Here is a 10,565-nt window from a genome sequence, read left to right on the forward strand (position 1 = left end):
AGGGGCGCGGGGAACTGCGCGACAAGCCACGACGCACCGTCACCCGCCCACGCACCGCACCCCCCGAGCTGGACGGCGACACACTCATCCGGCGGAGCCAAACGCGTCGTTCATCTTCCCCGCCGCCCCCTCCGCAGCGGCCCCCACGGACTTCTTGCCGCTGACCACCTCCTGGAACATCGTCGGCAGCACCAGCGACGAGTCGATCGTCGCCCAAGCCGCCGACGCCGGCACGAACCGCGTGCCGGAGGCCAACGTGTCCACGAACGGCTTCACGAACGGCTCCTTCGCCGCGACCCCCTGCCGCACATCCGTGAAGGTCGGCAGGAAGCCCATCGCGTCGAACAGCTCGCCCTGCGCCTCCTTGGACGCCAGCCGCTTCATCAGGTCGACGGCGAGGGTGCGGTGCGAGGTGCTCTTGAGGACCCCGATGTTGTTGCCGCCCGCGAAGGCCGGGGCGATCGAGCCCGGTTTCACCCCCGGCAGCGGCACGACCGCGTACTTGCCCTTGACCGCGCCGGCCTCCACGGCCTGGTGGCTGAAGTCGCCGCCGATCGCCATGGCCGCCTTGCCGGAGGCGAACGCGGTGACGGTGTCGTTGCCGCCCATGCCGGCGCACTTGGCGGCGGGGCAGTTGTCGTCGCCGAAGAGGGACGTGTACGCCTTGATGCCCTTCTGCGCGGCGGCGCTGTCGATCGCCGAGGCGTACGAGCCGCCCTTGCCGGTGGCGAGTTCGCCGCCGTTGGCCCAGATGAAGGGCATCGCGCCGTAGGTGTAGGCGCCGCCGACGGCGATGCCGTAGAGGTCCGGCTTGGCGGCGCGGATCGTCTTGGCGGTGGACGTCAGCTCGTCCAGCGACGTCGGCGGCCGGAGGTTCAGTTCCTCGAACACGTCGGTGCGGTAGTACAGGGCGCGGATGCCGACGAAGTAGGGGGCGCCGTACACCTTGCCGTCCACGGTGACCGACTGCCGGGCGGTCGGGTCGGTGTCCTTGGCCTCGTCCCAGGCGCCGAACTCCTCGGTGACGTCCGCGAGGCCGCCGTCCTTCACATAGCCGGCGGTGTCGGTGTTGCCGTACTCGATGACGTCGGGGGCGCTCTTCGGGTCGTTGAAGGCGGCCTTGATGCGCTGGGCGCGGGCCTCGACGGGGATGTACTCGACGGAGACCTTCGTGCCCTCGTGGGACTTCTCGAAGCCGGCGAGGACCTGGTCGACGAGCTGTTCCTTGGGCTTGTTGTTGACCTCCTGGAAGAGCCAGACCCGCAGCGTGCCGCTCTTCTCGTCCTTGCCGGAGGAGGAGTTGTCGGACGTCTGGGGGGCGCAGGCCGCGGTGACGACGGCGGTGGCCGCCAGCAGGACGGCCAGTCGGGGGGAGAGCTTCATGGAGTGTTCCTCCGGGCGCGCGTTGCAACATATGCAATGACGGTTTCGCTCTGCACAACACCCAGGAGGTTATGGACTACATGAACATGTCCACAAGAGGTCTCGACCACTTCGTGACACGCGAAGGCCCCCGGAGCGCGCGCGGGCACGCTCCGGGGGCCTCGTAAGAATTCGGCCGGGCGGGGGCTGCTACTTCTTGTCGCCGCCCTTGCCCTGGTCGCCGCCGGCGCTCATGGACTCGTAGATCTCCTTGCACATGGGACAGACCGGGTACTTCTTCGGGTCGCGGCCCGGCACCCAGACCTTGCCGCACAGCGCCACGACGGGGGTGCCGTCGAGGGCGCTCGCCATGATCTTGTCCTTCTGGACGTAATGCGCGAAGCGCTCGTGATCGCCGTCGCCGTGGGACGTCTGCGGCGTCGGCTCGACGAGGGTTCCCGTACCAGTCCCGCGCTCGGGCTCGAGAGTGCTCATAGACGCCAAGGGTACTGAAGCTCACACGCTTCAGTTGAGCGAAGGGTCGTCCGGATACGTCGCCACCATCGCCAGCTCGCTGCGCTGGCGGCGCAGCACCTCGCGCCAGAGTCTGTCCGGGAGCGGGCAGGAGACGTCGCCCGGCTCGGACTCCACCACGTACCAGGCGCCCTCCGTCAGCTCGTCCTCCAGCTGGCCCGGTCCCCAGCCGGCGTACCCGGCGAAGATGCGCAGGGCGCCCAGGGCGGGGGCCAGCAGCTCCGGCGGTGCCTCCAGGTCGACCAGACCGATCGCGCCGTGCACCCGGCGCCAGCCCAGCGGGGCCGCCTCCCCGGACGCGCCGCCGGGGACGACGGCGACACCGAGGGCCGAGTCCAGCGACACCGGGCCGCCCTGGAAGACCACCCCGGGCTCGCCGGCGAGGTCCGCCCAGCCCTCCAGGATGTCGCCGACGTCGACCGGCGTGGGGCGGTTGAGGACGACACCGAGGGAGCCCTCCTCGTCGTGGTCGAGAAGGAGCACCACCGCACGCTCGAAGTTCGGGTCCGCCAGGGCGGGCGTTGCCACGAGCAGCCGCCCCGTGAGCGAGGACACCTCGGTCATGCCAGACATGATCCCGCATGTTCCCCTCCCATGGGGAGGCAATCGGGGGCACGGGGGTGAACGGACCCTCCGCGCACGCCCCCGCGCGGTGACCCCACGTGGCCGCCGGGAGACCCTTCGTGTTGTGACACATCCATGACGTCGCCGGACCCTCCTCGGGCTTACAGAAGGGGGGTCGAGGGCGACTACCCTTTCCCTTCTGGCCCCTGCCCCACCCCACGGAACGCGAGATTCATGACCGTCAACGGCGCTGATGACGTACTGCTTGTCCACGGCGGAACACCGCTGGAGGGCGAGATCCGGGTCCGCGGTGCGAAGAACCTCGTGCCGAAGGCCATGGTCGCCGCCCTGCTGGGCAGTGCGCCGAGCCGGCTGCGCAACGTGCCGGACATCCGCGATGTGCGGGTCGTACGCGGACTGCTGCAACTGCACGGGGTCACGGTCCGTCCGGGCGAGGAGCCCGGTGAGCTGGTCCTCGACCCCACCCACGTGGAGAGCGCGAACGTCGCTGACATCGATGCCCACGCGGGCTCGTCGCGCATCCCGATCCTGTTCTGCGGCCCGCTGCTGCACCGCCTCGGGCACGCGTTCATCCCCGGCCTGGGCGGCTGCGACATCGGCGGCCGGCCCATCGACTTCCACTTCGACGTGCTGCGCCAGTTCGGCGCGAAGATCGAGAAGCGGGAGGACGGCCAGTACCTGGAGGCCCCGCAGCGGCTGCGGGGTACGAAGATAAACCTGCCGTACCCGTCCGTCGGCGCGACCGAGCAGGTGCTGCTGACCGCGGTGCTCGCCGAGGGCGTGACGGAGCTGTCCAACGCGGCCGTGGAGCCGGAGATCGAGGACCTGATCTGCGTCCTGCAGAAAATGGGCGCGATCATCGCGATGGACACCGACCGCACGATCCGCATCACCGGTGTGGACCGCCTCGGCGGCTACACGCACCGCGCCCTCTCCGACCGCCTGGAGGCCGCCTCCTGGGCATCGGCGGCGCTGGCGACCGAGGGCAACATCTACGTCCGGGGCGCCCAGCAGCGCTCGATGATGACGTTCCTGAACACCTTCCGGAAGGTGGGCGGCGCCTTCGAGATCGACGACGAGGGCATCCGCTTCTGGCACCCGGGCGGCCGACTGAAGTCCATCGCCCTGGAGACGGACGTCCACCCGGGCTTCCAGACGGACTGGCAGCAGCCCCTCGTGGTCGCCCTGACGCAGGCCACGGGCCTGTCGATCGTCCACGAGACGGTCTACGAGTCCCGCCTCGGCTTCACCTCCGCGCTCAACCAGATGGGCGCCCACATCCAGCTCTACCGCGAGTGCCTCGGCGGCTCCGACTGCCGCTTCGGCCAGCGCAACTTCCTCCACTCGGCCGTCGTCTCCGGACCGACCAAGCTGGAGGGCGCCGACCTGGTCATCCCCGACCTGCGCGGCGGCTTCTCGTACCTCATCGCCGCCCTCGCGGCCCAGGGCACGTCCCGGGTCCACGGCATCGACCTGATCAACCGCGGCTACGAGAACTTCATGGAGAAGCTCATGAACCTCGGCGCCAAGGTGGAACTCCCGGGCAAACCCCTCGGCTGACCGACACCGAACACGCCGATGGGGCGGTCACCCGAACCCGGGTGACCGCCCCATCGGCGTTGACTGAAGCGCCCCGTCAGGGGCGCGGGGAACTGCGCGACCAGCCACAACGGACCGCACAGCCGCCCACGGCGCCCAACCTGACGGCGCTCAGGCGTGCCTTACTTACCCTTGGCCGCTTCCTTGAGCTTGGAGCCCGCGGACACCTTCACGCTGTAGCCGGCCGGAATCTGGATCGGCTCGCCGGTCTGCGGGTTGCGGGCGGTGCGAGCGGCACGGTGCGTGCGCTCGAAGGTCAGGAAGCCGGGGATGGTGACCTTCTCGTCGCCCTTGGAGACGATGTCGCCGACGACGTCGGCGAACGCGGCCAGAACGGCGTCGGCGTCCTTGCGGGTCACCTCGGCGCGGTCGGCCAGCGCGGCCACCAGCTCACTGCGGTTCATGTTGTTACTCCCGTGTTCTTCTTGCCGTTGAGGCGTGCCACGCGGCGGAGCCGCATGCGGGCACAGCGAAAGCCGATGCTGCCAGGGACCTCGGACAGTTCCCTCACCCGGGTCCGTCGTCGGGCCCTCGCGCCCAGACAGGCATCCTGCCTGCACCTGCGGCGGTAATGCCAATCCGGCACCCCCAGGAGTCGTGAGAACACCCTTGGGAGTCAACGGAGAGGGCCGGGGGCCCGGTCTGGCGCAACCCTAGAGGGCCGTCCGAGGCGCTCCGTTCCGCGACGCGCCGGTACGGCGGCCCGTCGTGGCGATCCTCACAGCCACCGCACGGGCCACCGTTCCCCTGTCCGGGGGTCCCTACGACGCCACGCCGGCGGCCTTCGCCGCCTCGCGCACGGCGCCGGCGACGGCACCGGCGACCTTGTCGTTGAAGACGCTCGGGACGATGTAGTTCGGGTTCAGCTCGTCCTCGGTCACCACGTCCGCGAGGGCCTGCGCGGCGGCCAGCATCATCTCGGTGTTGACGGTGCGGGACTGCGCGTCCAGCAGGCCGCGGAAGACACCCGGGAAGACCAGCACGTTGTTGATCTGGTTCGGGAAGTCGGAGCGGCCGGTGGCCACGACCGCCGCCGTCTGGCGGGCGATCGCCGGGTCCACCTCGGGGTCGGGGTTCGCGAGCGCGAACACGATGGCGCCGTCGGCCATGGCGGCCACGTCGTCGCCGTCCAGGACGTTGGGGGCGGAGACGCCGATGAAGACGTCGGCGCCGTGCACGGCCTCCTTGAGGGTGCCGGTCAGGCCCTCCGGGTTGGTGTTGTCGGCGATCCAGCGCAGCGCCGACCCGGGTGCGGCGTCGACCAGGTCGGCGCGGCCCGCGTGGACGACGCCGTGGATGTCGGCGACGACGGCGTTCTTGACGCCCGCGGCGAGCAGCAGCTTGAGGATGGCCGTACCGGCGGCGCCGGCGCCGGACATGACCACGCGCACGTTCTCGATGGGCTTGTCCACCACGCGCAGCGCGTTGGTGAGGGCCGCGAGGACGACGATGGCGGTGCCGTGCTGGTCGTCGTGGAAGACGGGGATGTCGAGGGCCTCGCGCAGCCGGGCCTCGATCTCGAAGCAGCGCGGCGCGGAGATGTCCTCCAGGTTGATGCCGGCGAAGCCCGGGGCGATGGCCTTGACGATCTCGACGATCGCGTCGGTGTCCTGGGTGTCGAGGCAGATCGGCCAGGCGTCGATGCCGGCGAAGCGCTTGAACAGGGCCGCCTTGCCCTCCATGACCGGCAGCGCGGCCTTGGGGCCGATGTTGCCGAGGCCGAGGACCGCGGAGCCGTCCGTCACGACCGCAACGGAGTTGCGCTTGATGGTCAGGCGGCGGGCGTCCTCGGGGTTCTCGGCGATCGCCATGCAGACGCGGGCCACGCCGGGCGTGTAGACCATGGAGAGGTCGTCGCGGTTGCGGATGGGGTGCTTCGACGCCATCTCGATCTTGCCGCCGAGGTGCATCAGGAACGTACGGTCGGAGACCTTGCCGAGGATGACGCCCTCGATGCCGCGGAGCTGCTCCACGATCTCGTCGGCGTGGGAGGTCGAGCCGGCCGCGATGGTGACGTCGATACGGAGCTTGTCGTGGCCGGACGCGGTGACGTCGAGGCCGGTCACCGAGCCGCCGGAGGACTCCACGGCGGTGGTGAGCTGCGAGACGGCGGTTCCGCTCGCGGGCACCTCCAACCTGATGGTCATCGAGTAGGAGACGCTGGGCGCCGTTGCCATGGCCGACTTCCTCTGCTTTCACCGTGTCGCGTGTTGTGCCGTCCGATCGTCGCACCTACCACCGGGTACGTGGTAGCCGCCCCGGATTGCGAACGTTTTGTTCGCGTGCCGTCCGACCGGAGGAGAGATGATTTCGGAAAACGACTTCCACCATACGAGAAGTTGCGCGTCTACGGAAGAGGCTGCCGGAAGCGGCGGTCCGCCCGGGGAAAGAACTCGCGGGACGGGAATTGTCTTGCGGGGATCGTTTGTTACCTTGGACGTGGCACCGGCTCGATCCAAGCCCCCGGGCCCAACCATCGTCGCTACGAGCGACCACTTGCCGCGAGGCGAGCATGGCGGGTCGGTGCCACCTAGACAGTTGTGAGGCCCGCGCCGTTCCGACGGCGCGGGCCTCATGCTCGTGCGGCGGTGCTCAGTCCCGCAGCAGGTCCGGCACCCCGGCCGCGTCCGGCTCGTCCCGGTCGCCGGAGACGATCGTGAGCTGCTGGGTGGCCCGGGTCAGGGCGACGTAGAGCACGCGCAACCCGGCGGGCGACTCGTCCGCGATCTCGGCGGGCGAGACGACGACGGTCGCGTCGTACTCCAGGCCCTTGGCCTCCAGACTGCCCAGCGCCACCACCCGGTCGCCGAGCCCCGCCAGCCAGCGCCGGGCCTCCTCGCGGCGGTTCATCGCCACGACGACGCCGACGGTGCCGTCGACCAGGTCAAGGAGCCGGGCCGTCTCCGCCCGCACGGTCGACGCGAGGCCGTCCCCGACCACGGCGAAGCGCGGTTCGACGCCGGTCGAGCGGACCGCCGTCGGCGCCGAGGAGCCCGGCATCGCGAGCGCCAGCACCTTGGCCGCCAGCTCGGCGATCTCCGCCGGGTTGCGGTAGTTCACCGTGAGCTCGAAGCGCCGCCGGGGACGCGTGCCCAGGGCCTCGTCCCGGGCCGCCGCCGCCTCGTCCGGGTCGGACCAGGAGGACTGCGCCGGGTCACCGACGACCGTCCACGTGGCGTGCCGGCCGCGGCGGCCGACCATCCGCCACTGCATGGGCGTGAGGTCCTGCGCCTCGTCGACGATGACGTGCGCGTACTCGGTGCGCTCCTGCGCGAGGCGCTCGGCGCGCTCCCACTGGGTCTCCTCGCGCTGCGGCATCAGCTCCTCCAGGCCGGTGAGCTGGTCCAACGGGTCCAGCTCGCGCCGCTTGCGGGGGCGGGCCGGGGTGCCGAGGACGGCCTGGAGCTCGTCGAGCAGGGCGATGTCGTGCACGGAGTGGCCCTCGCGGCGCAGCGACCGGGCCACCTTGCGGACCTCGCCGGGGTTGAGGATCCGCCGCGCCCAGCGGCCCAGCCGCTTCTCGTCCGCCATGGCCGCCAGCACGGCACCGGGCGTCAGCTCCGGCCACCAGGCGTCCAGGAAGGCGAGGAAGGAGTCCTCGGAGCTGACGTCCTCGTCGAAGGAGGAGCGCAGCTCGGCGGCCAGCTCCGGGTCGCTGTGGCGGCCGGCGGCACCGGATCTGCCCCACAGGGCGTCCAGGAGCAGCCGGCGGGCGCGGGGGCGCAGCAGGTTGACGGGCGCCGTGCCGCCGAGGACGGTGCGGCGGATGCCGGCCAGCTCCTCCGCCTCCAGCTCCAGGCGCCGGCCGAAGGCGACGACCCGCAGCAGGTTCGGCGAGCCCTCCGGCTCCAGCGCGCCGCGCGCGGCCTTGCGCAGCACCCGCAGCATCCGCGAGGAGCCCTTGGCGCGGGCCACGGCCGGGGAGTCGTACAGCGTGGCCTCGGCGCCGTCGACCAGCGAGCCGATCGCACGGATGGCGACCTGCCCCTCCTCACCGAGGGAGGGCAGCACGCCCTCGGTGTACGCCACGAGCAGCGGGGTCGGCGAGACGATCAGGATGCCGCCCGCGTAGCGGCGCCGGTCCTGGTAGAGCAGGTACGCCGCCCGGTGCAGGGCGACGGCGGTCTTGCCGGTGCCGGGGCCGCCCTCGACGTACGTCACGGAGGCGGCGGGGGCGCGGATGACCAGGTCCTGCTCGGCCTGGATGGAGGCGACGATGTCCCGCATGCTGTGCGTGCGGGCCTGGCCGAGGGCGGCCATCAGGGCGCCGTCGCCGATGACGGGCAGCGCCTCGCCGTCCAGGTACGCCGTGATCTCGGGCCGCATCAGGTCGTCCTCGACGCCGAGGACGCGCCGCCCCTTGGACCGGATGACCCGGCGGCGCACGACCCGGCCCGGGTCGACCGGCGTGGAGCGGTAGAACGGCGCGGCGGCGGGCGCCCGCCAGTCGATGACCAGCGGCGCGTACTCCTCGTCCAGGACGCCGATGCGGCCGATGTGCAGGGTCTCGGCGATGTCCGCGGTGTCGTCGGGCCGTACGGCGCCCTCGGCGGGCTCCACCGCCGTGTACGCGCCGTCCGCGCCCTTCTGGCCGTCCCTGCCGAGGAGCAGGTCGATCCGGCCGAAGAGGAAGTCCTCGAACTCGTTGTTGAGCCGGTTCAGGTGGATACCCGCCCGGAAGACCTGCGCGTCGCGCTCGGCGAGCGCGCCGGGGGTGCCGACGTGGCCGCGCCGGGCCGCGTCCTGCATGAGGAACTCGGCCTCGTGGATCTTCTCCTCGAGGCGGCGGTACACCCGGTCGAGGTGTGCCTGTTCCACGCTGATCTCTCGGTCGCGTACGGAATCGTGCACCGAGTCGACCGCCGAATCCTGTTGTGCCTGTGCGGCCACCGGGCCCCCTTCTGACGTGCTGGGCAGCCGTCAACCGTACGCGAAGGGGGGCCCGGAGGCCACGGCGCGGTCCCGTGGCGCTACACGTCGACCTCCACCAGGCGGTCGCCGTCGAAGGTCATGACCTCGAAGTGGTCGATCTCGTTGGGCTCCAGGGCGGCGCCGCCGTGCACGTAGAGCGGCTCCTTGGCCTTGTCGGTGGCGGCGCCCGGGATGCCGTAGCCCCAGTTCGGGACGGACCAGGAGCTGAGCGTCTCGCGCTCGCCGTTCTTGCCGACGGCGATCAGGGAGCACTTCTCGGGTCCCTTGACGTTCTTGAGCTCCAGGACCGCGTCGGTGCCCCAGGCCTTCTTCTCCAGGGCGACGGTCGCGCTGACCTTGGTGGCGGGGTCGGTCGCGGTGACCCGGTCGGGCATGGCGGCGAAGGCGGAGGCGGCGGGGCTCGCGGTCTGTTGCGCCTCGCTGCGGTGGCCGCCGCCGTCGTCGCCGCCGCTGGTCGTCGCGACCGCGGCGAACGGGCCGCCGATGATCAGCGCGGCCGCGGTGCCGACCAGGTAGAAGTTGCGGCGGCGCTTGCTCGCGCGGCGCTCGGCGACCTGGTCCACGAGCTTCTCCGCCAGCCGCGGGCTCGGCTTCACGGTCAGCGACTCGGCGATCGCGGGGGTGCCCGCGCCCGGCAGGTCCGCGAGGGCGGCCATCATGGGCTCCATGCCGGCCAGTTCGTCCAGCTGCTGGGCGCACCACTCGCAGCCGGCGAGGTGCGCCTCGAAAGCGGTTGCTTCGGCGTCGTCGAGGATCCCGAGGGCGTAGGCGCCGACGGTCTCGTGCTCGTTCGGCACCGATGATCCCTGCATGGGGGCAGACCTACCCGAACCACCCGCGCCGAATCCCTGGAAACCCCCGTGGCCGCTCATCACGCCGTCACCCCCCGCTCCTCCAGTGCCAGCTTCATCGAACGCAGGGCGTAGAACACCCGGGAGCGAACGGTGCCGCTGGGAATGCCCAGTGTCTGCGCCGCCTCATTGACGGTACGCCCCTTGAAGTACGTCTCGACGAGAACCTCCCGGTGGGCCGGGGTCAGGTCGTCGAGCGCGTCCGACAGCGTCATCAGCCACAGCGCTTTGTCGATCTCGTCCTCCGCGGGGATGACCTCCAGCGGCGACGGATCGACCTCCTGCGGCCGGGCCTGCCGGCTGCGGTGGCCGTCGATGACGATGCGCCGGGCGACCGTCACCAGCCAGGGGCGTACCGATCCGGTCGCACGGTTGAGCTGACCGGCGTTCTTCCAGGCCCTGATGAGCGTCTCCTGGACGACGTCCTCGGCGCGCTGCCGGTCCCCCGCGACCAGCCGCAGCACGTACGCCAGCAAGGGGCCGGCGTGCTCCCGGTAGAGGGCGCGCATCAGCTCCTCGTCGGGCTCCGAGGAGGTCTGGGGCATGCGATGTCGGGCCCTCGCACCACGTTCACCGGCCACGACGGAATCCTTGCGCACGCCCACCTCCGATGTCCGGGGGTTCCCCCAGTCGGTCGCTCGTCCACCGGTACGGACGTGGGGTGCGGGGTGTTCAAAGTGAGGTGACAGTTTTCTCCGGGGC

General features: G+C 71.2%; 9 protein-coding genes. 1 reads left to right on the forward strand and 8 read right to left on the reverse strand.

Going from position 1 to position 10,565, the window contains the following annotated elements; all coding sequences use genetic code 11:
* Positions 1–84 precede the first annotated feature (84 nt).
* The 3 genes from GTW67_RS32500 to GTW67_RS32510 form a co-directional block, all read right to left on the reverse strand.
* Positions 85–1,383: an extracellular solute-binding protein gene (locus tag GTW67_RS32500; RefSeq protein ID WP_161168339.1), complete on the reverse strand. Its 1,299-nt coding sequence runs from the start codon at positions 1,381–1,383 to the stop codon at positions 85–87.
* A 189-nt stretch (positions 1,384–1,572) separates the two neighbouring features.
* Complete coding sequence (locus GTW67_RS32505) at positions 1,573–1,857, reverse strand: DUF3039 domain-containing protein (protein ID WP_161168340.1); 285 nt, start codon at positions 1,855–1,857, stop codon at positions 1,573–1,575.
* A gap of 30 nt (positions 1,858–1,887) precedes the next feature.
* On the reverse strand, positions 1,888–2,460 hold the full coding sequence (locus GTW67_RS32510) for a YqgE/AlgH family protein (RefSeq protein ID WP_161168341.1): 573 nt from the start codon (positions 2,458–2,460) through the stop codon (positions 1,888–1,890).
* 234 nt (positions 2,461–2,694) lie between these two features.
* On the opposite strand from GTW67_RS32510, the gene murA reads away from it, so the two are divergent.
* Positions 2,695–4,041, forward strand: coding sequence for a UDP-N-acetylglucosamine 1-carboxyvinyltransferase (gene murA / locus GTW67_RS32515; RefSeq protein WP_161168342.1), 1,347 nt, complete (start codon positions 2,695–2,697; stop codon positions 4,039–4,041).
* 161 nt (positions 4,042–4,202) lie between these two features.
* On the opposite strand, the gene GTW67_RS32520 is transcribed toward murA, so the two are convergent.
* The 5 genes from GTW67_RS32520 to GTW67_RS32540 all read right to left on the reverse strand — a co-directional run bounded on the left by GTW67_RS32520 (position 4,203) and on the right by GTW67_RS32540 (position 10,408).
* Complete coding sequence (locus tag GTW67_RS32520; RefSeq protein WP_003990598.1) at positions 4,203–4,484, reverse strand: HU family DNA-binding protein; 282 nt, start codon at positions 4,482–4,484, stop codon at positions 4,203–4,205.
* A gap of 357 nt (positions 4,485–4,841) precedes the next feature.
* On the reverse strand, positions 4,842–6,257 hold the full coding sequence (locus GTW67_RS32525) for an NAD-dependent malic enzyme (protein ID WP_161168343.1): 1,416 nt from the start codon (positions 6,255–6,257) through the stop codon (positions 4,842–4,844).
* 415 nt (positions 6,258–6,672) lie between these two features.
* Positions 6,673–8,970 carry a UvrD-helicase domain-containing protein gene (locus tag GTW67_RS32530; protein ID WP_161168344.1) on the reverse strand — a complete coding sequence of 766 codons (2,298 nt, stop codon included), beginning with the start codon at positions 8,968–8,970 and terminating at the stop codon, positions 6,673–6,675.
* A gap of 80 nt (positions 8,971–9,050) precedes the next feature.
* Positions 9,051–9,824 (reverse strand): zf-HC2 domain-containing protein, encoded by a 774-nt coding sequence (locus GTW67_RS32535; protein ID WP_161168345.1) that lies wholly within the window; start codon positions 9,822–9,824, stop codon positions 9,051–9,053.
* A gap of 59 nt (positions 9,825–9,883) precedes the next feature.
* On the reverse strand, positions 9,884–10,408 hold the full coding sequence (locus GTW67_RS32540) for a sigma-70 family RNA polymerase sigma factor (protein WP_161168346.1): 525 nt from the start codon (positions 10,406–10,408) through the stop codon (positions 9,884–9,886).
* Positions 10,409–10,565 lie beyond the last annotated feature (157 nt).

Origin of the sequence: Streptomyces sp. SID5910 (assembly GCF_009862125.1) — a bacterium.
Taxonomy (GTDB): Bacteria; Actinomycetota; Actinomycetes; order Streptomycetales; family Streptomycetaceae; genus Streptomyces.

Excerpts from the sequence above, each read along its gene's own strand:
- GTW67_RS32535 (WP_161168345.1), bottom strand. The coding sequence starts at position 9,824 with ATGCAGGGATCATCGGTGCCGAACGAGCACGAGACCGTCGGCGCCTAC.
- GTW67_RS32510 (WP_161168341.1), bottom strand. The coding sequence starts at position 2,460 with ATGACCGAGGTGTCCTCGCTCACGGGGCGGCTGCTCGTGGCAACGCCC.
- murA (WP_161168342.1), top strand. The coding sequence starts at position 2,695 with ATGACCGTCAACGGCGCTGATGACGTACTGCTTGTCCACGGCGGAACA.
- GTW67_RS32540 (WP_161168346.1), bottom strand. The coding sequence starts at position 10,408 with ATGCCCCAGACCTCCTCGGAGCCCGACGAGGAGCTGATGCGCGCCCTC.
- GTW67_RS32525 (WP_161168343.1), bottom strand. The coding sequence starts at position 6,257 with ATGGCAACGGCGCCCAGCGTCTCCTACTCGATGACCATCAGGTTGGAG.
- GTW67_RS32520 (WP_003990598.1), bottom strand. The coding sequence starts at position 4,484 with ATGAACCGCAGTGAGCTGGTGGCCGCGCTGGCCGACCGCGCCGAGGTG.
- GTW67_RS32505 (WP_161168340.1), bottom strand. The coding sequence starts at position 1,857 with ATGAGCACTCTCGAGCCCGAGCGCGGGACTGGTACGGGAACCCTCGTC.
- GTW67_RS32500 (WP_161168339.1), bottom strand. The coding sequence starts at position 1,383 with ATGAAGCTCTCCCCCCGACTGGCCGTCCTGCTGGCGGCCACCGCCGTC.